This is a genomic window from Maribacter luteus (genome assembly GCF_009674825.1).
Classification (GTDB): Bacteria; Bacteroidota; Bacteroidia; order Flavobacteriales; family Flavobacteriaceae; genus Maribacter_A; species Maribacter_A luteus.
Window position 1 is genome coordinate 45,184 of record NZ_WKJH01000026.1, and the last position, 25,425, is coordinate 70,608.

Here is a 25,425-nt window from a genome sequence, read left to right on the forward strand (position 1 = left end):
CTACCTAAAACATGGTCTACTATTAAAGAACATATCATAAAAAAAGGCCACTTATGCACATCGATTATAAAAAGCAAAATCCGTAATTTTAACTTACGATAAAATTTTAGTTTCAATTGACCCAAGAAATCAGATTATGACCGAGAATTATTTTAAGACTTACCCGAACAAAGAAGGATTTTTCAATGAATATGGCGGAGCATTTATACCCCCCATGCTAGAAGAGGAGATGAAAAAAATTACCGATGCGTATTATGCCATCAGTAAATCGCACAGTTTTATCTCGGAACTTAGAAGTATTAGAAAACACTATCAAGGTCGTCCTACCCCTGTTTATTACTGTAATCGCCTGTCTGACAAATATGGCGGAAGGATCTATTTGAAAAGGGAGGACCTAAACCATACAGGGGCCCATAAATTGAACCATTGTATGGGAGAGGCACTTTTAGCCAAACACTTGGGCAAAAAGAAATTGATTGCCGAAACCGGAGCGGGGCAACATGGGGTTGCCTTAGCAACTGCCGCCGCTTATTTTGGCCTGGAATGTGAAATTCATATGGGAGAAGTAGATATGGCAAAGGAACGGCCCAATGTAGTGCGTATGCGTATCCTTGGCGCTAAAGTAGTACCGGTTACCCACGGGCTGAAAACTTTGAAAGAAGCCGTTGACTCCGCCTTTGAAGCTTATATGAAAGACCCGATCAATACCATTTATTGCATTGGATCCGTAGTAGGCCCACACCCATTTCCTATGATGGTACGCGATTTTCAACGTGTCGTAGGTATTGAGGCAAAGGAACAGTTCTTTGACATGACGGGTGAATTACCTGATAATGTCGTGGCCTGCGTTGGTGGAGGTAGTAATGCCATGGGTATTTTTTCTGCCTTTTTGGATGACAGTGAATGCAGTCTCTATGGTGTTGAACCAGGAGGACGTTCCTTGGAACATGGAGAACATGCCGCTACCATGACCTTGGGGAAACCCGGTATTATCCACGGATTCAAATGCTACACTTTACAGGATGAAAATGGGGAACCGAGTCCAGTGTATTCAGTGGCAAGTGGTTTGGATTACCCTGGTGTAGGCCCTGAACATAGTATGCTGAAAGATTTGAAGAAAGTAAACTACGATGTAGTTTCGGACAAGGAAACCATTGATGCTTTCTTTGAACTAAGTCGTTTGGAAGGCATTATCCCTGCCCTTGAAAGTGCACATGCTGTTGCCTATGCCTTTAAACTGGCACAGGAAAATCCACAAAAATCGATATTGGTGAATTTAAGCGGTAGAGGTGACAAAGACCTTGATTTTGTTGTCGAGAATTATGAGATGCCCGAATAACAGAAGGGACTGATCAATTAAAACAACCCTAATCCGTTTACCAATAACACCCGTAAACCAACAATTAACACAAGAATCGCAGTTATTCTTTTAATACCATTGGCGGACAATCTTTTAAGGCTTAGCCTTACTCCCAATTGTCCGCCAATCACTACCGTAACCCCAAGTGCCACGGTCTCGACCCATGGGAGTTGAATTGTACCTGCGACCAAGAGCCCTACCAAACCGGATATGGAATTCACCAAAATAAAAAAGCTCGCCAGGGCCGCAATTTTAACCGATTTATTCCAATTGATATGATTTAGGATAGGGGCCAAAAAAATACCCCCACCGATTCCTACCAATCCCGACAATAACCCAATAGTACCCCCGATGATATAACTTAAATATTTTGGATAAACCTTCGTGGGTTCGTTCCAGCGAATACCAGAAGTCTGATAGAGCAATGATACGGATGAAATAATCAAAGCGGCCCCTAGGATAATGAAGAACACTTCTTCCTTCAATCTAAAAGAAGCGCCAATAAATGCCATGGGAATACTGGTTATAACAAATGACAGAAAGTCCTTTAACCGTGTATGCCCATGCTTTAGATAAAGAAAAGTACTTCCTGAAACCACGACTAAATTACAGACCAAAGCAATGGAACGAATGGCGAAAAAATTAACCAGTACAAGGGTCAATAAGGCTAAATAGCTAGAACCACCACCGAAACCAACGGAGGAATATAAGGTGGAGACCACAAAGAAACCCAGACATAGTAGGACCAAGCCTTCAATACTTAACAGCATACTTTTTCAATTGCTCTATTCCTCCGTTCACGTTAATGACCTTGGACCCATTTTTATAGGATACAAGAATGGATTGCGCCTCCAGACTCCGCGAACCACTATGGCACAAAACATAAACAGCCCGATCATAGTCTAATTTATGTTTCCAATCCTCGATTTTATCCAAAGGTAGGTTTACGGAATTTTTTAGATGGAATTCCTCGAACTCCCCTACCGTTCGCACATCTATGATCTGAATACTTTCGTCTGACAACAACTTTTCGAATTCGGTTGCCTCAATTGAATCACTTTCGGGAGTGCATTCAAAACCATAGGTTTCTTGCAGTGCTTCAATAGCCAAGTTCGAGGGGATCTTATCAAATTTTATTTTTCTAAAGGATTGGTCCAGGCCATTGAACAATAGCAATTTACCGGACAACACCTCCCCTATTCCCGTTAGTACCTTAACAGCTTCCAATGCCTGAAGGTTTCCGACTATTCCCGGAATAACACCAAGTACACCATGCTCATTACAATTGGGAACTTCTTTGGCTGTAGGCATTTTCGGAAAAAGACATCGATAGGTTGGGCCATTTTTATAATTGAACACGCTTACCTGCCCTTCAAAGCCATGTAATGCACCATAAACAAAAGGTTTTTTCAGGATAACACAAGCATCATTGATCAGATAACGGGTCGGGAAATTATCCGTAGCATCGATTACCAGATCATACCCCTCGATTATCGACAGGGCATTTTCCAGGGTTAGAAACTCGTAATAGGGTATTAAATGGGTATCAGAATTTTGTGCTTTTAATCTTTCGATGGCAACGTCTAATTTGGCGTAACCCACTTCATCGGCTGAATATAAAACCTGCCGATGTAGATTGGAAAGTGAAACCTCATCTTCCTCAACAATGCCCAAGGTACCTACACCCATAGCATTCAAATACATTAGTACCGGAACACCCAAACCACCTGCACCTACTACCAATAATTTGGCACTTGCCAATCGGGTTTGGGCTTCTGGGCCAAAATCCTTCAGTTGCGTTTGTCTGGAATATCGTTCACCATTCATACTTATTCCAATTTCGTCAAGGCTTCTTTATAATCCGATTCCGAATTCGCGTTCATCAATACATTCTCATTTTCAGGGTGAACCAAATGGGTATCATTATTGATCAGGAATTTACGTGGACAAGACCCATTCTTACCTTCCTGCATATATAAAACTGCATTTTTAAGTCCGTTCGGTTCCCAAATGGCACATAAAGGTTCTGGTAAAGGGTTTTCCTTTAAGGCATAGGCCGTAGCGAAGGAATCAGGTTTGCGGCGTTCCATGAGGTAACGCAGTGCTTTTTCATCGATCAGCGGAAGATCACATGCCAATACCAACCATGCCACTTCCGGAAATTCTTTGTGGGCAGTAAGGATTCCGTTAAAGGGACCTTTAAAAATATCCTCATCGACAATGGTCTTAAAATCTGCATGTATTTCCGTGGCCTGTTCCTTTCGAATACTCATAAAGGCCTTATCGCACACTTGCTCTAACAATCGATATAAATAATCGCGTTGGGGCATTCCATGATAGGCGATAAGACCTTTATCCTTACCCATACGTCTGCTCTGTCCTCCAGAGAGGACCAAACCATATAATTTAACGGTTGAAGTCATGTTTACCTCCCGATTTATGTTCTAATTGAATATTCGAAATCTTGATATCGTGCGACAATGCTTTACACATATCGTAAATTGTCAGGGCACTAACCGATACACCGGTCAAAGCCTCCATTTCAACACCTGTCCTTTCTGTACATTTTACCATGCAGGTAACCAGTAAGGTATTTTCTTTGGGCAGTATATCGATATGCACTTTAGATAGATTTATTTGATGGCAGAGCGGAATAAGTTCCGAGGTTTTCTTTACCCCTTGTATTCCTGCAATTATGGCTGTTTGAAGAATACTGCCTTTCTTTCCCAAGAAATCTTGCGCTTTCAAGGTCTCGAAAACATCCTTTGGAAAATTTACCTGCCCTGTGGCTGTTGCCATTCGGGATGAAACATCTTTGTTAGACACATCAACCATCGAAGCGTTACCCCTATCATCTATATGTGAAAGTTCTTTTTTCATTTATCCTCCGATTGTGGTCATTGAATTCGTATATGTTCCCTTTTGTAGTTTTTGGGCCTCAAAACCTGTTTTGGCCCTATTCCCTATTGCCTTCAATATTTGTTGCTTTACCTTTTCCTCAGATGATTCCCCTCGTAATATTTCCCTGATATTCATACTCGGCTGGGCATACAAGCAAGTAATCACATCTCCGGTTGCCGTAATTCGCAATCTGTTGCAACTACCGCAAAAAGTACGACTAAACGACGGTATAATCCCAAAAGTACCTTTAAACCCGGGGATCTTATAATTCATGGAGGTCGATGTTGCCTCAGACGGAATTTCTTCATAATCGGGATATGCCTCCTTGATATGCGACAGAATACGTTTATAATCCCATGTATTGCCTTCAAAATGTCGAGACCCACCATTAAACGGCATTTCTTCCAAGTAACGAACACATACATTATAATTCTTGGCGAGTGCCAACATTGGAAGTATATCCTGGGTGTTTTGTCCTGTCAATGCGATAAAATTGATACGTACATTAAAACCCTCATTGATCATTCGTATGATGTTGTCATAAACGATGTTGTATTCATCCCTTCGAGTGATCTTTTTAAAGGTTTCCCGGTTTATGGCATCCATACTCACATTGATGTTTTTAATACCCAGAGCCTTAAGTTCTGTTATATAAGGGCCAATCAATGTGGCATTCGTGGTAATGGATATATCTTTGAGACCTTTCATGTTCGATAGGTTCCGTATTAAAACCATCAGATCCTTGCGCACAAAAGGCTCTCCTCCTGTAATCCTTATTTTATCAATTCCTTGGGACACCAGAATACTGCTCAATCGTGACAACTCCTCAAGGGTGAACAGGGTATCTTTCTTCGAAAAATCTATCCCACTTTCGGGCATACAATAATTACAGCGAAGATTACATCGATCGGTAACCGCTAAACGTAAATAATTGATTTTCCTATTATGATTGTCTATCAACATATTCTTAAGGGTGGGCAGAAACCCAAACTGATTTATCCTTGAACATTTCCTTTTTCCAAATAGGAACGGTTTCCTTTAACGTATCTATCATATATCTACAAGCCTCAAAGCATGCCTCTCTATGTGCGCTTGAAACGCCAATGACCACAACCGGCTCTTTCACCTTCTTTAGGCCAACGGCATGGCGCATGACCACCCTGTTCAATGGCCACTTTTCCGCTGCTTGATCAATGATCTTCGCCATTTCCTTAATCGCCATTGATTTGTAAGCTTCAAACTCTAACGAAATAACGGGTTCATTGTTGGTAAAATCCCGTACCGTACCCACGAAAACACAAATTCCCCCACTTTTGGAATCTGACAATTCAGTATATACCTTGGCGGTATCAATATTTTCTACTATCTCTATAATTGGTTCGTTCATCAGCCTCCGCTTACAGGTGGAATTATTGCAATTTCATCATTTTCTTTTAAATCGACCTCCTGGGAAGCATACTCCCCATTAACGGCAACAGCGAAAGAGGACAATTTTGTGAACTCCGGATAAGCAGCATTCAACGAACTTATCAGCTCACCGACCGACCGAGGTTTTTGGTTCAAATCAGAAACATTCAATGAGGATTTTCCCACAATATCCTTAGTAATTCCAAATAAGATTATTTCCATATCCCAAAGTACAGATTCTTTATCAAAAATCGTTCATGGCACCATTTACTTTTGTAAAGGATCATACCCTTTTATCAAAAGAAATATCACAATGGTACAACATACAAATTTCAATTTAATCTAAATTAATCAAAATATCATTGGTAATTTTCAGTGTAATTGCTTTTAACCTTTATTTATGTACATCACTTTAAACTAAAAACGTCCCTAAATTTAAGGCTTTCGACTATTTTTGCATACATGGGTACACCGAAACAAATTAGCAGCTTACAAAATCCATTGATCAAACAGATTGTTCTTCTTCAGGAAAAATCCCGCGAAAGAAGAAAACAAGGATTATTCATTTTGGAGGGGCAGAGGGAATTATCATTGGCCATAAAAGCTGGGTATGATGTAAAGTCCTTGCTTTATGATCCCGAAATCATATCGCATGAGGAAGTAGTGAATATTACAAAGGATTCTCAAAAGCCACCCGAATTCATAGAAGTATCGGAAGCTGTTTATCAAAAAATGACCTACCGTGGTTCTACCGAAGGTGTGGTGGCAATCGTTCGATCCAAAAAGCATGACTTAAAAGACCTTGCCCTTAAACATGGCAAAGTATTGATTCTTGTTGCTGAAGCCCCGGAAAAACCCGGAAATATCGGTGCATTATTACGAACTGCAGATGCCGCTAATCTAGATGCGGTACTGATCGCCAATCCAAAAGGGGACCTTTACAATCCCAATATCATTCGATCCAGTGTAGGGTGCCTATTTACCAATTCTATTGGTGTTGGTACAACCGCTGAAATTTTGGAATTTTTGAAAGACAGGAAAATAAACATCTATTGTGCTGCATTATCATCGGTCTCGGAAAACTATACGCAAACAGACTTTACCGAATCTTCGGCCATTGTTGTGGGTACGGAAGCAATAGGACTTTCAAAAGAATGGCTAAATGCATCAACAAAGAATATAATAATCCCTATGGAAGGCGAAATAGATTCCATGAACGTTTCCGTATCGGCTGCAATACTTATATTTGAGGCAAAACGGCAACGATCGGCATAGGTGAAAGTTTGCCGCCACATTAGACCCAACCAAAAATTTAATATGACGCATACTACTTTGTTTTATTCTATCATAGCCATTTTGGTCATCGAATTCATTATCGAAACTACATTGGACTATCTGAATTCAAAACGCTACAAGGATCCTATTCCCCAGGATTTGGAAGATGTTTATGATGTCACGGAATACCAAAAATCACAGGATTACAAGAAGATCAATTATAAATTCGGACTTTTTACCTCCTCATTTTCCTTAATATTAACGTTGTGCTTTCTTTTATTCGGAGGTTTTGAATGGATAGACACCATCGCAAGGGCGGTTTCTGACAACAATATTATAATAGCCATGGTATTCTTTGGGTGTATCATGATCGGTAGTGATATCATCACAACACCATTTTCTTATTACAAGACCTTTGTCATAGAGGAAAAATTCGGTTTCAACAAAATGACCAAAACCACATTTTTGCTCGATAAATTAAAGGGATATGCCATGATGGCCACAATCGGAGGAGGACTTTTGGCACTAATCATTTGGTTTTTTGAATGGGCAGGAACCGGTTTTTGGATATACGCGTGGGCCCTTGTTGCAGTTTTTACCCTGTTCATGAACTTGTTCTATAGTAGGTTGATCGTACCGCTATTCAACAAACAGAAACCATTGGAAGAAGGTAGTCTTAAAAATAAGATTGAAGGGTATGCCAAGAAAGTTGGTTTTGAAATCAAGAATATTTTTGTCATCGACGGCTCCAAACGATCAACAAAGGCAAATGCTTATTTTTCGGGTTTTGGAAAAGAAAAAAGAATAACGCTGTACGACACCTTGATCAACGATCTGGAAGAAGATGAAATCGTCGCCGTTCTTGCCCATGAAGTAGGACACTACAAACGCAATCATATCATTTTTAATCTCGTCATCTCTATTTTAATGACAGGGTTCACACTTTTTCTTTTATCATTGTTCATCAATAATCCTGAAGTTTCAAAAGCAATTGGCGTTACCCAGCCCAGTTTCCATGCGGCACTGATAGGTTTTGGCCTTTTATATAGCCCTATTTCGGAAGTAACGGGATTGATCATGAACTACCTGTCCCGAAAATTCGAATACCAGGCCGATGATTTTGCCAAATACACCTTTGCCGCAAAACCCCTGATATCCTCGCTTAAAAAACTGTCGAAGAACAGTTTAAGTAACCTCACCCCCCATCCTGCCTACGTTTTTATGCATTATTCGCATCCGCCTTTAATCGCACGTGTAAAGAATTTAAAGGCATAATTTTTGTTGTGGATTAAATGGGATTGTTTAACTTTATTTGGGTATGACGCAAGCAGCTATAGAAAAAGAGAATAAGGAAATTGCCAAGCAATACAAAGAATTGCTTAAAATAAGCTACCAGACCCTGTCTGATGATGATAAGGCTTTGATTCGGCATGCTTTTGAAATTGCCGTTGATGCCCACAAGGACCAAAGGAGAAAATCGGGAGAGGCCTATATTTTTCACCCTATTGCGGTTGCCAAGATCGTAGCGTCCGAAATTGGCCTGGATGCAGTATCCATTGCCTCTGCCTTATTACATGATGTTGTAGAAGACACGGATTATACCCTTGACGACATTGAACGTATGTTCGGGGAAACAGTGGCCCGAATCGTGGACGGACTCACAAAAATTTCGCACCTAAAAAAGGACATGAACATTTCGCAGCAAGCGGAGAATTTCCGTAAGATGTTGTTGACCCTTCATGATGATGTGCGCGTTATCATAATAAAAATTGCGGACAGGTACCACAATATGCTTACCCTGGATGCAATGCCCGAACACAAGCAGGTAAAAATGGCATCGGAGACCCTATACATCTATGCCCCTTTGGCGCACCGTATTGGGTTGTACAATATAAAAACCGAACTGGAAGACCTCAGTTTAAAATACACCGAACCGGAAGTCTACAATGACATTTTGGACAAGATCGAGGAATCTACGGAGGAACAACAAAAATATATCGATGATTTTACCGGAATTATTAGGGATTCATTGGATAAAGAAGGTCTAAGTTATTACATAAAAGGCAGAATGAAATCCATCTTTTCCATAAGGAAGAAGATGAAAGTCCAAAATGTTTCCTTTGACCAGATTTACGACAAATTCGCGATCCGTATCATATACCGATCCGATCGGGCCAATGAGAAATTCCTTGCATGGAAAATATATTCAATCGTTACGGATCACTTTACACCGAACCCCGTTCGCTTGCGCGATTGGATATCCTCCCCAAAATCCACAGGATATGAAGCCTTGCACATAACGGTAATGGGGCCTATGGGTAAATGGGTGGAAGTGCAGATCCGAAGTGAGCGAATGCATGAAATCGCGGAAAAGGGATATGCCGCCCATTTTAAATACAAACACGGGGACCAAAAAGAGCAAGGTATTGAAGTTTGGCTGAATAAACTGCAGGAAGCATTGGAAAACTCGAATACCAGTGCGGTCGACTTTGTTGAGGAGTTTAAACTCAACCTGTATTCCAAGGAAATCTTTGTCTTTACACCCTTAGGGGAATTAAAATCGATGCCAAAAGGGGCCACCCCACTCGATTTTGCTTTCAACATCCATACCGAAGTGGGCATGCATACGCGCGGGGCAAAAGTAAACGGCAAACTAGTTCCCTTGAACACTACTTTGAAAAGTGGGGACCAAGTAGAAATTATTACTTCTGAACAAGCCAAGCCAAACCAAAACTGGCTCGATTATGCCGCCACGGCAAGGGCAAGGGCAAAAATAAAATCATCGCTAAGGGAAGAAAAGAAAGTCGTTGCCAACGAGGGCAAGGAAATATTGCGCAGAAAGCTTAAATCGCAAAAAATATCCCTTAACGAGGATACCATTAACAAAATGGTCGTTTACTTTAAGTTAAAGACCAGTTTGGATCTATTCTATCGCGTTGGTATTGGGGCCATCGACAACCAAAAAATAAAGGACTTTGCCTCTTCATATAGCAATGCATTTATAAGTTTCTTTAAGAGTAAGATCAGAAGAACCCCAGTTCCCGAAAACATAGATAAGGATGAGATTACGGCAAAATATGATATGCTCGTTTTCGGCAAGGAAGAAGAAAAATTGGACTATACCCTTTCACAATGTTGCAACCCTATACCAGGAGACCCTGTTTTTGGGTTTATCAGTGTGAGTGAAGGCATAAAAGTGCATAAGAAGAATTGTCCTAATGCCATTTCATTGCAATCCAACTATGCCTATAGGATCATAAGTGCCAAATGGATAGATTCTTCGCAACAGGAGTTCCGTTCAGAGATACAATTGACTGGAATCGATAATGTGGGATTGATCAGTGAGATTACCGAGATCATTTCCACCCATATGAACGTAAACATGCGAAACCTGAATTTCAGTACAGAAGGGGGCACATTTACAGGAAGGATCACCGTTGTGGTAAAGAATAACAACATTCTTCAAAAATTGATAGAAAACCTTAAGCTGGTCAATGGTATCGATAAAGTCACACGAGTATAGAACTTACATAAAAATTTAGCCGTACATTTGTACATTAATGCAGTGATATATTGTTATGCCTCCTAACAAAAACCAGGAAATAGTAAAAAACGTATTCACCACCTTTTTAGAAGAAAAAGGACATAGGAAAACACCCGAGCGCTACGCCATTCTACAAGAAATATACGATAGTGAAGAACATTTTGATATAGAATCACTCTACATCAATATGAAAAACAAAAACTATCGGGTAAGCCGGGCAACTTTATACAATACCATAGAACTCTTGTTAGAGTGCAAACTGGTTCGTAAGCACCAGTTCGGCAAAAATCAGGCACAATACGAAAAATCATATTTTGATCGTCAACACGATCATGTGATCTTAACCGACACAGGTGAAGTAATGGAGTTCTGCGATCCTCGGATCCAATCCATCAAAAAGACCATTGAAGAGGTTTTTGACATAAAGATCACCAATCACTCATTATACTTTTACGGAACCAAAAACAAAGAAGGTAATACAAACAACTAACCAAACTAAATAATGGCAGTAGATTTATTGTTGGGACTACAGTGGGGAGACGAAGGAAAAGGTAAAATCGTTGATGTACTCACTAAAAATTATGATATTATAGCACGTTTTCAAGGAGGTCCGAATGCCGGACACACCTTGGAATTTGACGGAATAAAACATGTTCTACATACTATTCCCTCAGGCATATTCCATAAAAAAGCAATAAATGTTGTCGGCAACGGGGTGGTTATCGACCCGGTGATCTTTAAAAAAGAACTTGATGCCTTGGATGTTTTTAAGATTGATGTAAAATCAAAACTATTCATCAGCAGAAAGGCTCATTTGATTTTACCTACCCACCGTTTATTGGATGCTGCTTCAGAGACTTCTAAAGGAAAGGCGAAAATCGGATCCACCCTAAAAGGGATCGGTCCTACTTATATGGACAAGACAGGTAGAAACGGAATGCGCGTAGGAGATTTGGAGCTATCGGATTGGAAAGAAAAATATCGTGCCTTGGCCGATAAACATGAAGCCATGATCGGTTTTTACAATGTTGACATCCAATATAACCTTGAAGAACTTGAGGCCGAATTCTTCAATGCCATAAAAACACTTAAAGCACTTACCTTTATAGATAGTGAGGAATATTTGTACCAAGCCCAAAAGGATGGTAAAAAAATACTCGCAGAAGGCGCACAAGGATCATTGTTGGATATTGATTTCGGTACCTATCCGTTCGTAACATCAAGCAACACCACTGCGGCAGGGGCTTGTACGGGCTTAGGTGTCGCACCCAACCAGATTGGCGATGTAAAAGGAATTTTCAAGGCCTATACCACACGTGTAGGTAGCGGACCTTTCCCAACTGAACTTTTCGACGAAGATGGTAAGACCATGGCCAGTGTGGGCAATGAATTCGGCGCCACGACCGGTAGACCCAGAAGATGTGGTTGGTTAGATTTGGTTGCATTGAAATATGCGGTCAGGGTAAACGGGGTCACTGAATTAATGATGATGAAAGGTGATGTCCTAAGTGGTTTCGAAAAACTTAAAGTCTGTACCGCTTACAATTACAAAGGGGAGATCATTTCACATTTGCCTTACAATATTGAAGCTGAAAACGTAACGCCTATTTATACCGAAATGAAAGGTTGGTCCCAAGACTTAACCAAAATGACAAAAGCCGAGGAACTTCCCAGCACTTTGAATGACTATATAGACTTCCTGGAGAAAGAATTGGAAGTGCCTATTAAAATAGTATCCGTAGGACCGGACAGGACCCAGACGATACACAGGTAGTTTCACAACTACTTTTATCTCACTTTAAAACACTAAAGTGCCTTACAAGATAAAAACTTGTAAGGCACTTTTTTTTGCTCTATGTCCCAGTATTTTCAAATACAGAAATCCCTTTTTACACTTTTAAACATCAAGGTGATTTCAGTTTTTAAATTGGGGCTTTTATCGTAAATTGTAGAAATATTCATCCTATATGAAATGAATTACCATTCTACTCCTTTTCATTCCATTCCAACCCTTCACCCCTGTCTTTCTTCAAGACGAAAACTAAAATGAAAAACAAAATGAAAACAACCAACGATTTTAACACCAACACCTTAGGATCCATTAAAGCATTCTTTGTTTTTTCTGTCATGGTATTCATCGGTAATTGGGCTTTAGCCCAACAAGAAATTAAATTGAGTTCCCCTGATGAGAAATTGGAAGTAGGGATCAACCTAACTGATGAAATATCATGGAAAGCCAGTTTCAAAGGATTTACAGTTATTGAAAACACCATAATTTCTATGGATATGGGAAATGGAAGGGTTTTAGGAAAAAACCCAGTACTGCGCAAAAAGAACATTGAATCCATAACCGAGAAAAGAACATTCGAAGTCCCGAATAAGGATGCGGAAATCACAAGTAAATTCAATCAATTAACACTGGATTTCAAGGGCAACTACCAATTGATATTCCGAACCTATAATGATGGGATCTCTTACCGATTCATTGATAGCAGTAAAAAATCGAAGCAGGTATTCAATGAAGAAATGGCGCTGACCTTTCCCGAGGGTACTTTATCCTATTTCCCTGAAGAAGAATCGTTTTATTCCCATAATGAGCGCAACTACTTAAAAAAAACATTGGACGAAATAGAAAAAGGCGCTTTTTGCAGTCTTCCCGTACTCTTTGATACCAAAAACGCAAAAGTATTGTTTACCGAATCGGCATTGGTTGATTATCCGGGGATGTTTTTGGCAAAGTCATATAAAAATTCCATGGTTTCAACTTTTCCCAAATACGTTTTAAAAGCCGTGCCTAATCAAGAATCGTATCCCGACCGCAACCAGATTATCGAAAAAGAAGCCGATTATATTGCCAAAATAGATGGCAAACGTTCCTTCCCATGGCGGGTTTTCATTATCAGTGATGATGACAGGACATTCGTTGAAAGTAATCTCGTAGCCAGTTTGGCCGACAAATCAAGAATTACCGATACCAATTGGATAAAACCCGGGCAGGTGGCATGGGACTGGTACAATGCAAATAATATCTATGGAGTCGATTTTGAAGCTGGACTCAATATGGAAACCTATAAGTATTATATAGATTTTGCATCGAAAAACGATATCGAATATGTCATATTGGACGAAGGATGGACCAAGTCTACCACCGAGATCATGGATGACAACGAATTTCTCGATGTCCCAGAACTGATACAATACGCCAAATCGAAAAATGTTGAGATCATTTTATGGGTGTTATGGAAACCCCTTTATGAAAACCCGGATGAAATCTTAAAACTGTACAGTAGCTGGGGGGCAGTAGGGATTAAGGTCGATTTTATGCAAAGAAGCGACCAATATGTAGTTGATTCTTATGGTAAGATCGCGGAAATAGCCGCAAAATATAAACTAATGGTTGATTATCACGGCGCTTTTAAACCTGCAGGTATAGAACGAATGTGGCCTAATATTGTAAATTATGAAGGGGTTAGAGGCAATGAGAACAATAAATGGACCAACGAAATTACCCCGGAACATAATGTGACCATACCATTTATCCGAATGGCAGCCGGACCAATGGATTATACCCCTGGCGCAATGATCAACATGAACAAAGTGGATTATGAAACGGGTGCTGCAAATTTTGCCCCTCTATTCACCAGACCCATGAGTTTTGGGACAAGGGCCCACCAGGTTGCCATGTACGTGGTTTATGAAGCCCCTCTTCAAATGTTATGTGAATCGCCAACAATTTACTACAAAGAACAAGAAACGGTTGATTTCATCACATCAATACCTACGGTTTGGGACGAGACCCAAGTGCTGAAAGGTGCCGTTTCGGATTATATAGTTGTAGCCCGCAGAAAAGGTGACACTTGGTATTTGGGCGCCATGACCGATTGGACTGCCAGGGATTTTGAAATAGACCTTTCTTTCTTAAGTGATGGAAGTTATGATTTAAAGGCATTTAAAGATGGGGTAAACGCTTCAAGAAATGCCCAAGATTATAAAATAACAAGGGAATCCGTAGACCAAAACACCAAGATTGAACTTCAATTATCCAGTGGAGGTGGGTACTCCGCCATAATTACCAAAAAGTAAATACATGAATAACATTGACAGAAGGAACTTTATACGCAAAACATCTTTGGCAGGGGCTGCCTTAGCAGTTTCACCTGCAATGGCACAAGTAGGCTTCGATAGTACCGAACGCCCTTTCGGATCAAAATACATGGGTGATTTCGCTGCACCGAAATTAACGAAGATCAAAGCTGCTTTTATCGGGGTTGGGGCAAGAGGTCCTGAGCACATGAAGTTCTTTGCTTCCTTGCCCGGAACGGAGGTTGTTGCAATTTGTGACCTTTATCAAGATCTAACCCAAAAATGGACCCAAGAGGCCAAAGATATCGGTAATGGAATAAGGCATAAGAACATTGTGCAATACCATGGGGATGAAAATCAATGGAAGACAATGCTAAAGGAGGTTAAACCCGATGTGGTCTTTATAGCAACGAATTGGAAGAACCATGCCCCAATGGCCATTGAGGCCATGAAAAAAGGAGCACATGCCTTTGTCGAGGTTCCTATTGCCATTACGCTTGAAGATATGTGGGAAATCGTAAATACCTCGGAACAGACCCAAAAACACTGTATGATGATGGAAAATGTCAACTACAGTCGAGATGAGTTAATGTTCCTTAATATGTGTAGGCAAGGTGTTATCGGAGAGTTTTTACACGCAGAGGCATCCTATATTCACGAACTCCGTTTTCAAATGGAAGAACAAGAACGCGGTACGGGTTCTTGGAGAACACACCACTATGCCAATAGAAATGGTAATCTATACCCTACACATGGCCTTGGTCCTGTGGCTCAATACATGAACCTGGCCCGGAGCGAGGATACTTTTGACAGTCTCGTTTCCTTTTCCACCCAAGCCTTGGGAAGAAAATTATATGCAGAAAAAAATTATCCAACTGACCATAAATGGAACAAATTGGATTACAAAGGTGGGGATTTGAATACTTCCATCATTAAAACGCATTTAGGTAGAACCGTTATGGTACAGTGGGACGAAACAAGTCCCCGCCCCTACTCCAGATTAAATCTGATTCAGGGAACAAAAGGTGTTTTGGCCGGTTTCCCTACTCGAATTGCCCTAGAAGGTGGTGTGGAAGGTATTACGGAAAACCATCACTCATGGGTTCAGGGAGAGCAATTGGCCGCTATTTATGAAAAGTATGATCACCCATTATACAAAAGACTAAACCAAGCCACTAAAAATTCCGGACACGGAGGAATGGATGGCATGATGATGTATCGCATCGTGGAATGCCTACAAAAAGGATTGCCTTTAGACCAAAACGTTTACGAGGGCTGTTTATGGAGCGCCGTTTCCCCATTAAGCGAGCTTTCAGTAGCCAGTAATGGTAGTCCACAACAATTTCCTGATTTCACCAGAGGTAATTGGAAAGACACGAAACCTCTTGCCATTATTACATAATAAGAAGATATAAAAATCCTATAAATGATCTACCGCCCTCGTAAATTGAATCCCTTTGTATTGATTTTGCCACTGTTATTTAACTCCTGTGTTTCCTTAACAAAGTCAGATGAAATTGGATTTAGAACACTTTTTAATGGCAAAAACCTTAACGGTTGGGTTGGCAATACCTCATCTTATCGGGCAGAAGACGGTATGATAGTCGTTGACCCCAATGGCGGAGGCAGCGGCGGAAACCTTTTTACAAAGGAAGAGTTCAGTGATTTTATTCTGAGGTTCGAATTTCGATTAACACCAGGAGCGAACAATGGGTTGGGTATTCATGCCCCTCTGGAAGGTGATGCCGCTTATCTAGGGAAAGAAATACAAATATTGGATAATTCCGCTGAAAAATATGCCGACCTTCATCCATATCAATACCATGGTTCCGTATATGGGATCATCCCAGCCCAACGTGGCTTTTTAAATACAGTTGGCAAATGGAACCAACAAGAAGTATATGTTAATGGATCGACCATAAAAGTTATTTTAAACGGAACCACCATTTTGGAAGGTGATTTTATCGATGCCAGTAAAAATGGTACTTTGGACAATAAAGATCACCCTGGACTAAAAAGGAATAAAGGCCATATCGGTTTTCTAGGCCATGGCGATGTAGTTCATTTTAAAAATATTAGAATAAAGGATTTATCAACCAATAAATAAAGGATATATGTGCGCATACAATAAGGAACGTAGGGATTTTGTAAAGAAAAGTAGTTTAGGCTTACTCGGAATGGCCATTGCCCCATCATTGTTAGGTCAAATTGGACCAAAGAACCGATTAAGAACGGCACATATCGGTGTTGGCGGTATGGGAAATGAAGACCTTAAGGCCATAGCATCACATTCATTGGTCGATGTTACCGCCTTATGCGATGTGGATAGCAATAATTTGGCCGCAGCCAAAAAAATGCACCCTAACGCCAAAGTATTCTCAGACTACCGTGTTATGTTGAAAGAAATGTCCGATGAAATTGATGCGGTCATTGTTTCGACTCCCGATCACACCCATGCACCTGCCTCTATGATGGCCATGGAAATGGGCAAACCCGTTTATTGCCAAAAGCCCCTTACCCACCATGTTTCAGAAGCAAGGGCCATGAAAAAAATGGCCGAGGATAAAAATCTTATCACCCAAATGGGCATCCAGGTACATTCATTCTATGATTATAAACTGGCCACCCTCTTGATACAATCCGGAATCATCGGAAAAGTACACACAGTACGTGCATGGTCACCTAAAAATTGGGGCTATGACGGATCTCAACCTGAAGGTAGTGATGCCGTTCCTGATACACTGGATTGGAATCTCTGGTTAGGAACCGCTAAAGAAAGACCTTATAAAAAAGATATATATCATCCTGGTAATTGGAGAAAATTAATGGATTTTGGTTGTGGCACCCTAGGTGATATGGGCGTTCATATTTTTGACACTCCGTACAACGCCCTCAAATTGGATGTTCCCAGAACCATACGAACCGAATGTAGGGAACCAAACGGATTTGGATTCCCCGAAAACAACAAAGTTACCTATGAGTTTCCGGGAACCGAACATACAGCGGAAACCTTGACATGGGTCTGGTATGATGGGCCTGGGGCACCTAAAATGCACGAGGATCTTATATTGCCCGGAGCTGTTGACAATTCAATGGTAAAAGACAATCAAGGAAACGAAAAATCGGTCAAGGATAAAATGTCTTTGGAAACCAAGGAGACAAAAGAAGGCAAACTACCTGAACAAGGTGCCATGTTCATAGGCGAAAAAGGTCGTTTATTGTTGCCCCATTTCATGGAATTGCCAAAGAAAATCGTTGACGGTAAGTATGTGGATATTTCCGCCGAAATCGCCGAAGTGGAAAAAGCGAACAATATGGGGAAACCTATTCGAAATTATTCTACCGAAGGCGCCAAACATTACCACCAATTTGTTGATGCCTGTTTAGGGAAGGCCGATTGTAGCGCCCCTTTCTCTTATGCATCACGACTAACTGAAACAATCTTATTGGGGGTAATCGCAGGTCGCTTCCCCAACAAAACCTTACATTGGGACAACAATACCGCCCAATTTAAGGAAGAAGAAGCCAATGAATATCTAGAATCACCCTATCGGGATTTTTAAATATCCGTAAGAAATAAAGAAAACCATCTGGCCGTGAATGTTCGGTATTTCAGGAATCATTTTGATTTTTGATTTGTTAAAAACACCTGGATGGTTTTTTCTTCTTTAAGATTAAACCTTCCGGTTTCCTAATTCTATCCCAATCATTGATTACACTCTATTAAAAAATCATATTTTTGGGCAAAATTATGTACGTTGTTAGGTAAAATTAAATACTTACTGCTTCTATTGGTTACATTCCCCCTATCCGCACAAGATGCACCGAGGGAAGACGTAAAACAGATCAATATTGTTTATGGGGCAAATTTCACTAAGGATGAGGCACGTTATCCAGGGGCCTCGATTTTCAGTAAAGACAATAGACAGATACAATTTGAACATGAAGGCGCGGATCTGTTCTGTGATATCGCCATTTACTATCAGAAAGAAAATAAACTTAAGGCCATTGGGAACATTCGTTTACAACAAGGGGATTCCATTAACATGACCAGTGGCAAGATCAATTATGATGGTAATGAAAATATGGCCAAAGCTTGGGAAGATGTTGTTTTGACCAGTAGTACCAACATGACGTTGAAAACGGACACCCTTCGCTTCAACAGATTGGAACAACAAGCTTATTACAAGGATTTTGGGACGGTTGTAGACTCCGTTAATACATTGACCAGTGAAATAGGCCGTTATTTTTTAGAGAACAAAAAATTACAGTTTTTGGATAGTGTACATATCGTGAATCCTGATTATATTTTGGATTCCGAACAGTTGGATTATTATGAAACTTCGAAAAACGCTTACTTATACGGCCCATCGACCATAACTGGTAAAGCCTATAAGATCTATTGTGAAAGAGGTTTTTACGACACTAAAGTCGAAAGTGGTTATTTTATTAAAAACACGAGAATCGATTATAACAATCGCATCATTAAAGGTGATAGTGTTTACTTTAACAAAGCACGGGAATTTGCTTCGGCCACCAACAACATAAAGGTCATAGACACGGTAAACAACGGGGTGATCAAGGCGCATTACGCAGAGGTCTTTAAAGCAAAGGATTCCGTATTCGCTACCCGACGGGCCGTATCCATATCGGTAATGGAGCAAGATTCACTGTATATGCATGGCGACACCCTTATGGTGACCGGCAAACCGGAACATAGGATTTTAAGGGCCTTCAGGAACGCTAAATTCTACAAGACCGATCTTAGCGGCAAGTGCGATTCCATTCATGCCGATCAAAAGACGGGCATCACCCAATTGATCACAAACCCAATTATTTGGAACGGCCCCAATCAAATGACGGGAGATAGCATCCTTTTGAAGTCTGACCTTGAGACTGAAAAAATGGACTCCCTTAAAGTACTCAACAATGCGTTTATCATTTCCCTCGACAGTATAAGTATGGAGGGTTATAACCAAGCAAAGGGGAAAGATCTATTCGGTAAATTCAAGGAAAATCAATTAAAGCTCATCGATCTGATAAAAAATACCGAGGTCATCTATTACATGTACAATGATGATGATGAACTTATAGGTATAGACAAGACCATTTGCAGTGCCATTCGTATTAGCCTTGAGAATAATGATATTGACGAGCTTACCTTCATCACGGATCCCGACGGTGATATTTTCCCGGAAACCGAACTACCGGAAAATAGTAGAAAGCTAAAAGGTTTCATTTGGCGTGGAGATGAGCGTATAATAACGAAAGATGACATTTTCGACGAGGACGACAACAATTTAGAGCTTCCGGTCATAAGAGGAATAACCAACCCCATCGATATAGATGCGGAAGAAGAAGAACGAAGTTCAAATGAAGGCGATCCGGTGAATAACATTCCACCGAAGAACGACAAGGCTACAAATCCCAAAAAGGATTTAAAGCAGAAGAAAGCCAATGAATAGGCAATATGAAAAATGATTTTCTAAAATTCCAGGCCCAAACATCTCCACATCCTTTGGCCATACAAGTATCCCACGCTAAAGGTTCTTACATCTACGACAATGAAGGGAATGCCCATTTAGATTTTGTTGCAGGGGTTTCTGCCTGTAGTCTGGGCCATTGCCACCCTAAAGTCGTACATGCGATCAAAACCCAAGTAGACAAGTATATGCACGTAATGGTGTATGGTGAATACATTCAAGAACCTGCTGTGGCCTATGCCAAACTTTTGGCCTCCCTGCTCCCTGCTCCTTTAGAAACCACGTATTTGGTCAATTCGGGAACCGAAGCCATAGAAGGTGCCTTGAAATTGGCACGTAGATATACCGGAAGAAGTCAGATCATAGCTGCCAAGAAAGCCTACCATGGGAATACCATGGGAAGTTTAAGCCTCATGGGGCTCGAAGAACGAAAAAGCCCATTCAGGCCTTTGATTCCGGATATTGCCTATATGGATTTCAATTCAATATCGGATCTCGAAAATATAACATCAAAAACAGCTGCGGTCATTTTAGAGACCATTCAAGGTGGGGCGGGCTTCATTGAACCCAATTCAGGTTATTTGACCAAAGTAAGGGAACGTTGTTCAGAAGTAGGTGCCTTATTGATCCTTGATGAGATTCAACCAGGATTCGGCCGTACCGGCAAATTATTCGCCTTTGAAAATTATAACTGCGTACCCGATATCCTTGTCATAGGAAAAGGTATGGCCTCAGGTTTGCCCGTTGGCGCATTCGTCGCATCGAACGAAATGATGAACACCTTACAGGATAACCCTAAGATGGGTCACATCACCACTTTCGGTGGTAATCCCGTTATAGCTTCAGCATCTTTGGCAACACTATCACATATTGTCGAAAGTGATATAATGGCAGATACGTTGACCAAGGAAAAACATATCCGAAGGGTATTGAAACATAAGTATATTAAAGAAATCCGGGGGAAAGGCCTTATGCTTGCCCTGATCTTGGAAACTCCCGAAATTGCCGACTATCTCATTTTAACCGCTGCTAAAGAACACCTTATCCTATTTTGGTTATTATTTGAAAAACACGCAGCTAGAATAACACCTCCACTTACCATTTCATTAAGTGAAATTGATGAAGGATGCGAAATAATCCTAAGGATCTTGAACAAATACGAACAATAATTTGTTAACTAATTTGTTAATAATATAGCCCTATTCCGGATTAAAACTAAGTCCCAAAAGACTACTTTTAAATCCATAGTTTAACCAAATAGTACCTATGGCGTTAGAAGCCAATGAAAGGCCAAATAAGCCCATTGCCAAGTTTGAATCCATGCTGAAGACCGATGATGTCTATTTCTTTGACGCTGAAGACTTTGAAGACATTATACACCATTATCTGAACCATGGAAAAATAGCTTTGGCAAAGAAAGCCATCAAGATAAGTTTACGACAACACCCTGACTCCATTGCGTTAAAACTGTTGGATGTTGAGGTTCTTGTGTTCGAAAACAACCTTGACAGGGCCGAGGAATTATTGGACAAGCTTCAACTCTTGGACAGTTCCAATGAAGAGATTTTTATCCAAAGAGCCAATATCTACTCAAAAAAAGACAATCACGAAGTTGCTGTCAAGTTACTGAAAAGGGCTTTGGAACTCTCAGATGACGGTTATGACATTCACTCGTTATTGGGAATGGAATATCTTTTTATGGACGATTTTAAACTCGCCAAAGAAAGCTTTATGCGCTGTGTTGATTTTGATGACCAGGATTATTCCTCATTATACAACGTAATATATTGTTTCGATTTTCTTGAAGATTTTGAGGGCGCCATTATTTATCTTAATGAATATTTGGACAGGAACCCCTATTGTGAAGTTGCTTGGCACCAATTAGGCAAACAATATTATGCCAAACACATGTACAAAGAGGCTTTGACCGCTTTCGATTTCGCCATAATTTCAGACGACTCTTTTATAGGAGCTTATTTTGAGAAAGGGAAAGTTCTTGAAAAACTGGGAAAATATAGCGAGGCTATAGAGAATTACGAGACGACCATACAAATAGAGGACCCGACCTCACATGCATATTTGCGCATTGGCAAGTGTTACGAACATTTGGGCAATGATGAAATGGCAAAATATTATTACTACCAGACCGTACATGAAGACCCTTTGTTAGACAAAGGTTGGTTGGCCATAACCGATTTCTATTACAGTAAGGAAGATTTTGACAAAGCCCTGTATTACATCAACAAAGCTTTGAACATTGATGGTGAAAACCCTACTTATTGGAAAAAAAGTGCCGGAATCAATGCTTCTTTAAAAAACTATGACCAAGCAGATTTTTCGTTTAAACAAGCCGTTGAGTTGGGTAATTACGAATTGGACACATGGTTGAATTGGGCAGATGTCGCAAGGTGCAACAAGGATTATGAAGCGGGAATCCATATTCTGTCTCAAGGATTGGAGTTTTATCCCGATAGTGCGGAAATTCAATATAAAACCGTAGGTCTTCACCTCTTGGCCAACGATAAGATAAATGCACGTATTCGTTTAATGGATGCCTTAAAAATCAATTCAGGGAAAATTCACCTATTCGAGGAAGAGTTCCCGGATTACTTCAAAACAGAGTGGGCCCAGAACATAATAGCCAATAACAAAAGAGCTTCTAGATAAATAGACTATTTTTGCTTTTTTGTTTATGGAAAATCGAAACTTACTTCAGTATATTTTTATTACCCTAAAAGGAATGGCCATGGGTGCTGCCGATGTTGTCCCAGGTGTTTCAGGGGGCACAATTGCTTTTATATCGGGAATTTACGAAGAACTGATCACATCTATCAACAATATTAAACCCTCTTTGATCACGGATTGGAAAAACGAAGGGTTCAAGGTTTTTTGGCAAAAACTCAATGGTAATTTTCTGGTTGCCTTGTTTTTGGGCATTTTCATTAGTCTTTTCTCTTTGGCCACATTGGTCAGTTGGTTACTGGAAAATGAGCCGATTTTACTTTGGTCGTTCTTTTTCGGGTTGGTAGCTGCCAGTATTATCTTTGTCGGAAAGGAAATAACCAAATGGAATTTGGCTACGGTCATTATTTTATTCTTCGGAGCTGGCTTGGCTTATTTCATTACCACCCTTCCGGCATCTGAAAACACCGCAAGTCTACCCTATTTGTTCATGTCCGGTGCCTTAGCGGTTTGTGCCATGATACTTCCGGGAATATCCGGTGCCTTTATCCTGGTTCTCTTGGGATCTTATAAGACCATTTTAGACGCTGTTCATGAAAGGGACATCAAAATAGTGATCACTGTTGCATTGGGGGCCATATTTGGACTTCTCAGTTTTGCAAAACTCCTTAAATGGATGTTCAGTAACTACAAGAACCTGACTTTGGCTTTATTGACCGGATTCATCCTAGGTTCATTGAATAAAATTTGGCCTTGGAAATTGATCTTGGAAACCAAGACCATTGGCGACAAGGTCATAACCCTTAAAGAGCAGAATGTTTCCCCTTTCGGCTTTGAAGGCGATCCACAATTAATGTATGCGATTATTGCTGCGATCATTGGTTTTTCCCTTATTTTTATACTTGAGAAACTTGCCTCGAAAAAATAATCTTTTTACCATATGTACGAGCCTAGAACATTTTTGGATAAATTGTTTTTGGTCATCAAGGGCCTTGCAATGGGGGCTGCCAATAAGGTGCCCGGGGTTTCTGGTGGTATAGTGGCATTTGTCGGTGGATTTTATGAAGAATTCATCTACTCCTTACAGAAAATAAACATAAAGGCCTTTAAACTTTTGTTCAACGGTAGGTTCAAGAGTTTCTACCGTTATGTAAATGGCCAGTTTTTGGCGCTCCTTATTTTTGGTATGCTTGTTAGTTATTTCAGTGTGTCCAAAATCCTAGATTACTTCTTGGAACGTAAAGAACTTTTTGTCTGGTCTGCCTTTTTTGGAATGATTTTAGGTTCTATCTATTTCATTTCCAAAGACTTTAAACACTGGAACAGAAAAACACTGACTGCTGGTATTTTAGGCCTAATCGTGGGTATTTCCATCAGTTTTCTAAGTCCGGCCAAGGAGAACGATAACTTATTGTTCATTTTTTTATGTGGAATGATCAGTGTCTCCGGTATGACCCTCCCGGGACTTTCAGGTTCTTTTATCTTGATTCTATTAGGTAACTATGTCTTGCTACTTGTAGACTCGGTGAATGCACTTTATGACTCTATGTCCGAAGTAATCCGTGGTGATTTCAGCTTTATAAAAAATGAAGAACGCCTTGATACCCTAATGATACTAGCGGTATTCACCGCAGGTTCAGCAACCGGACTGGTTACCTTATCACATATACTTACTTATGTGCTAAAACATTATAAACATATTACCACTGCAGTGATCATCGGGTTCATAACCGGGTCTTTAGGGGTAGTATGGCCATGGAAACGTACAATATTCAAAACGAATGAACTAGGGCAGATTTTATTGGACTCCAACGGCAAAGAAATCATATTGAATTATCAAAGATATTTCCCGGATTTCAGTAACAGCGAAACATGGTGGGCCATATTTTTTGTAATCGTAGGAATATTTATTTTATTAGGATTGGAATGGTATGGAAACAATAGAAAAAAATAATTATGGCTTGGTGGGCAAGAATATTTCTTACTCATTTTCGGAAAGCTATTTTGCGGATAAATTCAAAAAACTGGGATTATCGGGATATTCATACCGTAACTATGACTTGGCCCATATCGAAGATTTTAAAGAGCTGGTCGGTGAAGATAAGAACCTTAAAGGTCTGAATGTTACCATCCCCTATAAAGAAGCGGTTATCCCCTATTTGGACAAGCTAGACAAAAAAGCAAGAAAAGTAGGTGCGGTCAATACTGTAAAGTTTACCAAAAAAGGCCTAAAAGGCTATAATACAGATATTTATGGATTCAAAAAATCGATAAAACCTTATCTAAAGAAACACCACAAACGTGCCTTGATCTTGGGTACGGGAGGAGCATCAAAAGCTGTCGCCTTTGTTTTTAAGGAATTGGGTATAAAGTTTAAATTCGTGTCTAGAACCGCAAAAAAGAATCAGCTCCTATATGACGATTTAGACGAAAAAACGATGAAAAAATATAAGGTTCTTGTCAACTGCACCCCTTTGGGAACATTCCCGAATATAGAGGAAAAACCAGCTATTCCCTTTCAATTGATCTCTGATAAACATTTACTGTTCGATTTAATTTACAACCCAGAGAAAACCGCCTTTCTACGGGATGGTGAAAAACAAGGCGCAACCATTCGTAATGGATTAAGGATGCTAGAGTTACAGGCAGAAAAGTCCTGGAAAATCTGGAATTCCAAATAGCCTAACCAA

Annotated in this window: 23 protein-coding genes; 16 read left to right on the plus strand and 7 right to left on the minus strand. The window is 40.2% G+C overall.

Annotated features, from left to right (window positions below):
- Positions 1-136 precede the first annotated feature (136 nt).
- A complete protein-coding gene (gene trpB, locus GJ691_RS15985; RefSeq protein ID WP_154368704.1) occupies positions 137-1,339 on the plus strand; it encodes a tryptophan synthase subunit beta in 1,203 nt (400 codons plus the stop codon).
- 17 nt (positions 1,340-1,356) lie between these two features.
- Here trpB and GJ691_RS15990 read toward each other — a convergent pair whose 3' ends face one another.
- Genes GJ691_RS15990 through GJ691_RS16020 form a run of 7 tightly spaced genes read right to left on the minus strand, consistent with a single transcriptional unit; the run spans position 1,357 to position 5,890 of the window.
- Positions 1,357-2,130, minus strand: a complete 774-nt coding sequence (locus GJ691_RS15990; protein ID WP_154368706.1) for a sulfite exporter TauE/SafE family protein — start codon at positions 2,128-2,130, stop codon at positions 1,357-1,359.
- On the minus strand, positions 2,114-3,187 hold the full coding sequence (locus tag GJ691_RS15995) for a HesA/MoeB/ThiF family protein (RefSeq protein ID WP_154368708.1): 1,074 nt from the start codon (positions 3,185-3,187) through the stop codon (positions 2,114-2,116). Before GJ691_RS15995 ends, GJ691_RS15990 begins: the two co-directional genes overlap by 17 nt.
- Positions 3,188-3,189: 2 nt before the next feature.
- Positions 3,190-3,783, minus strand: coding sequence for an NTP transferase domain-containing protein (locus tag GJ691_RS16000; protein ID WP_154368710.1), 594 nt, complete (start codon positions 3,781-3,783; stop codon positions 3,190-3,192).
- Positions 3,767-4,240: a cyclic pyranopterin monophosphate synthase MoaC gene (gene moaC, locus GJ691_RS16005; RefSeq protein ID WP_154368712.1), complete on the minus strand. Its 474-nt coding sequence runs from the start codon at positions 4,238-4,240 to the stop codon at positions 3,767-3,769. Before moaC ends, GJ691_RS16000 begins: the two co-directional genes overlap by 17 nt.
- Positions 4,241-5,224 (minus strand): GTP 3',8-cyclase MoaA, encoded by a 984-nt coding sequence (gene moaA / locus GJ691_RS16010; RefSeq protein WP_154368714.1) that lies wholly within the window; start codon positions 5,222-5,224, stop codon positions 4,241-4,243.
- Positions 5,225-5,228: 4 nt separating this feature from the next.
- Positions 5,229-5,648 (minus strand): molybdenum cofactor biosynthesis protein MoaE, encoded by a 420-nt coding sequence (locus GJ691_RS16015; protein ID WP_154368716.1) that lies wholly within the window; start codon positions 5,646-5,648, stop codon positions 5,229-5,231.
- The gene (locus GJ691_RS16020; RefSeq protein WP_154368718.1) at positions 5,648-5,890 is read right to left on the minus strand and encodes a MoaD/ThiS family protein; all 243 of its coding nucleotides are present in this window, start codon (positions 5,888-5,890) and stop codon (positions 5,648-5,650) included. The genes GJ691_RS16015 and GJ691_RS16020 overlap by 1 nt, the downstream gene beginning before the upstream one ends.
- A 240-nt stretch (positions 5,891-6,130) precedes the next feature.
- On the opposite strand from GJ691_RS16020, the gene GJ691_RS16025 reads away from it, so the two are divergent.
- From GJ691_RS16025 to GJ691_RS16095, 15 genes are all read left to right on the plus strand, one after another.
- Positions 6,131-6,943 (plus strand): TrmH family RNA methyltransferase, encoded by an 813-nt coding sequence (locus GJ691_RS16025; RefSeq protein WP_154368720.1) that lies wholly within the window; start codon positions 6,131-6,133, stop codon positions 6,941-6,943.
- Positions 6,944-6,985: 42 nt separating this feature from the next.
- Positions 6,986-8,218, plus strand: a complete 1,233-nt coding sequence (locus GJ691_RS16030; protein WP_154368722.1) for a M48 family metallopeptidase — start codon at positions 6,986-6,988, stop codon at positions 8,216-8,218.
- 43 nt (positions 8,219-8,261) lie between these two features.
- Positions 8,262-10,466 carry a RelA/SpoT family protein gene (locus tag GJ691_RS16035; RefSeq protein WP_154368724.1) on the plus strand — a complete coding sequence of 735 codons (2,205 nt, stop codon included), beginning with the start codon at positions 8,262-8,264 and terminating at the stop codon, positions 10,464-10,466.
- 55 nt (positions 10,467-10,521) lie between these two features.
- Positions 10,522-10,977 (plus strand): Fur family transcriptional regulator, encoded by a 456-nt coding sequence (locus GJ691_RS16040; protein ID WP_154368726.1) that lies wholly within the window; start codon positions 10,522-10,524, stop codon positions 10,975-10,977.
- 12 nt (positions 10,978-10,989) lie between these two features.
- Complete coding sequence (locus GJ691_RS16045; RefSeq protein ID WP_154368727.1) at positions 10,990-12,261, plus strand: adenylosuccinate synthase; 1,272 nt, start codon at positions 10,990-10,992, stop codon at positions 12,259-12,261.
- A gap of 284 nt (positions 12,262-12,545) precedes the next feature.
- Positions 12,546-14,570 (plus strand): glycoside hydrolase family 97 protein, encoded by a 2,025-nt coding sequence (locus tag GJ691_RS16050; protein ID WP_246200208.1) that lies wholly within the window; start codon positions 12,546-12,548, stop codon positions 14,568-14,570.
- Between the two features lie 4 nt (positions 14,571-14,574).
- Positions 14,575-15,972 (plus strand): Gfo/Idh/MocA family protein, encoded by a 1,398-nt coding sequence (locus GJ691_RS16055; protein WP_154368729.1) that lies wholly within the window; start codon positions 14,575-14,577, stop codon positions 15,970-15,972.
- Between the two features lie 24 nt (positions 15,973-15,996).
- Positions 15,997-16,677, plus strand: coding sequence for a 3-keto-disaccharide hydrolase (locus GJ691_RS16060; protein WP_154368731.1), 681 nt, complete (start codon positions 15,997-15,999; stop codon positions 16,675-16,677).
- A gap of 7 nt (positions 16,678-16,684) precedes the next feature.
- Positions 16,685-18,133 carry a Gfo/Idh/MocA family protein gene (locus tag GJ691_RS16065; RefSeq protein WP_154368733.1) on the plus strand — a complete coding sequence of 483 codons (1,449 nt, stop codon included), beginning with the start codon at positions 16,685-16,687 and terminating at the stop codon, positions 18,131-18,133.
- A 195-nt stretch (positions 18,134-18,328) separates the two neighbouring features.
- Positions 18,329-20,035 (plus strand): OstA-like protein, encoded by a 1,707-nt coding sequence (locus GJ691_RS16070; protein WP_154368735.1) that lies wholly within the window; start codon positions 18,329-18,331, stop codon positions 20,033-20,035.
- 5 nt (positions 20,036-20,040) lie between these two features.
- The gene (locus GJ691_RS16075; RefSeq protein ID WP_154368737.1) at positions 20,041-21,222 is read left to right on the plus strand and encodes an aspartate aminotransferase family protein; all 1,182 of its coding nucleotides are present in this window, start codon (positions 20,041-20,043) and stop codon (positions 21,220-21,222) included.
- Between the two features lie 97 nt (positions 21,223-21,319).
- The gene (locus GJ691_RS16080) at positions 21,320-22,720 is read left to right on the plus strand and encodes a tetratricopeptide repeat protein (RefSeq protein ID WP_154368739.1); all 1,401 of its coding nucleotides are present in this window, start codon (positions 21,320-21,322) and stop codon (positions 22,718-22,720) included.
- A gap of 25 nt (positions 22,721-22,745) precedes the next feature.
- Positions 22,746-23,663 (plus strand): polyprenyl-phosphate transporter, encoded by a 918-nt coding sequence (locus GJ691_RS16085; RefSeq protein WP_154368741.1) that lies wholly within the window; start codon positions 22,746-22,748, stop codon positions 23,661-23,663.
- Between the two features lie 12 nt (positions 23,664-23,675).
- Positions 23,676-24,689 carry a DUF368 domain-containing protein gene (locus tag GJ691_RS16090; RefSeq protein ID WP_154368743.1) on the plus strand — a complete coding sequence of 338 codons (1,014 nt, stop codon included), beginning with the start codon at positions 23,676-23,678 and terminating at the stop codon, positions 24,687-24,689.
- Positions 24,667-25,416 carry a shikimate dehydrogenase family protein gene (locus GJ691_RS16095; protein WP_154368745.1) on the plus strand — a complete coding sequence of 250 codons (750 nt, stop codon included), beginning with the start codon at positions 24,667-24,669 and terminating at the stop codon, positions 25,414-25,416. Before GJ691_RS16090 ends, GJ691_RS16095 begins: the two co-directional genes overlap by 23 nt.
- The last annotated feature ends 9 nt before the right edge of the window (positions 25,417-25,425 follow it).

Bases quoted from the DNA above. Each gene is read 5' to 3' on its own strand.
- GJ691_RS15990 (WP_154368706.1), bottom strand. From the start codon at position 2,130: ATGCTGTTAAGTATTGAAGGCTTGGTCCTACTATGTCTGGGTTTCTTT.
- GJ691_RS16080 (WP_154368739.1), top strand. From the start codon at position 21,320: ATGGCGTTAGAAGCCAATGAAAGGCCAAATAAGCCCATTGCCAAGTTT.
- GJ691_RS16035 (WP_154368724.1), top strand. From the start codon at position 8,262: ATGACGCAAGCAGCTATAGAAAAAGAGAATAAGGAAATTGCCAAGCAA.
- GJ691_RS16065 (WP_154368733.1), top strand. From the start codon at position 16,685: ATGTGCGCATACAATAAGGAACGTAGGGATTTTGTAAAGAAAAGTAGT.
- GJ691_RS16060 (WP_154368731.1), top strand. From the start codon at position 15,997: ATGATCTACCGCCCTCGTAAATTGAATCCCTTTGTATTGATTTTGCCA.
- GJ691_RS15995 (WP_154368708.1), bottom strand. From the start codon at position 3,187: ATGAATGGTGAACGATATTCCAGACAAACGCAACTGAAGGATTTTGGC.
- GJ691_RS16090 (WP_154368743.1), top strand. From the start codon at position 23,676: ATGTACGAGCCTAGAACATTTTTGGATAAATTGTTTTTGGTCATCAAG.
- trpB (WP_154368704.1), top strand. From the start codon at position 137: ATGACCGAGAATTATTTTAAGACTTACCCGAACAAAGAAGGATTTTTC.
- GJ691_RS16000 (WP_154368710.1), bottom strand. From the start codon at position 3,783: ATGACTTCAACCGTTAAATTATATGGTTTGGTCCTCTCTGGAGGACAG.
- moaA (WP_154368714.1), bottom strand. From the start codon at position 5,224: ATGTTGATAGACAATCATAATAGGAAAATCAATTATTTACGTTTAGCG.
- GJ691_RS16045 (WP_154368727.1), top strand. From the start codon at position 10,990: ATGGCAGTAGATTTATTGTTGGGACTACAGTGGGGAGACGAAGGAAAA.
- GJ691_RS16075 (WP_154368737.1), top strand. From the start codon at position 20,041: ATGAAAAATGATTTTCTAAAATTCCAGGCCCAAACATCTCCACATCCT.
- GJ691_RS16050 (WP_246200208.1), top strand. From the start codon at position 12,546: ATGAAAACAACCAACGATTTTAACACCAACACCTTAGGATCCATTAAA.
- GJ691_RS16085 (WP_154368741.1), top strand. From the start codon at position 22,746: ATGGAAAATCGAAACTTACTTCAGTATATTTTTATTACCCTAAAAGGA.
- GJ691_RS16020 (WP_154368718.1), bottom strand. From the start codon at position 5,890: ATGGAAATAATCTTATTTGGAATTACTAAGGATATTGTGGGAAAATCC.
- GJ691_RS16055 (WP_154368729.1), top strand. From the start codon at position 14,575: ATGAATAACATTGACAGAAGGAACTTTATACGCAAAACATCTTTGGCA.
- GJ691_RS16015 (WP_154368716.1), bottom strand. From the start codon at position 5,648: ATGAACGAACCAATTATAGAGATAGTAGAAAATATTGATACCGCCAAG.
- GJ691_RS16095 (WP_154368745.1), top strand. From the start codon at position 24,667: ATGGAAACAATAGAAAAAAATAATTATGGCTTGGTGGGCAAGAATATT.
- GJ691_RS16025 (WP_154368720.1), top strand. From the start codon at position 6,131: ATGGGTACACCGAAACAAATTAGCAGCTTACAAAATCCATTGATCAAA.
- GJ691_RS16040 (WP_154368726.1), top strand. From the start codon at position 10,522: ATGCCTCCTAACAAAAACCAGGAAATAGTAAAAAACGTATTCACCACC.
- GJ691_RS16030 (WP_154368722.1), top strand. From the start codon at position 6,986: ATGACGCATACTACTTTGTTTTATTCTATCATAGCCATTTTGGTCATC.
- moaC (WP_154368712.1), bottom strand. From the start codon at position 4,240: ATGAAAAAAGAACTTTCACATATAGATGATAGGGGTAACGCTTCGATG.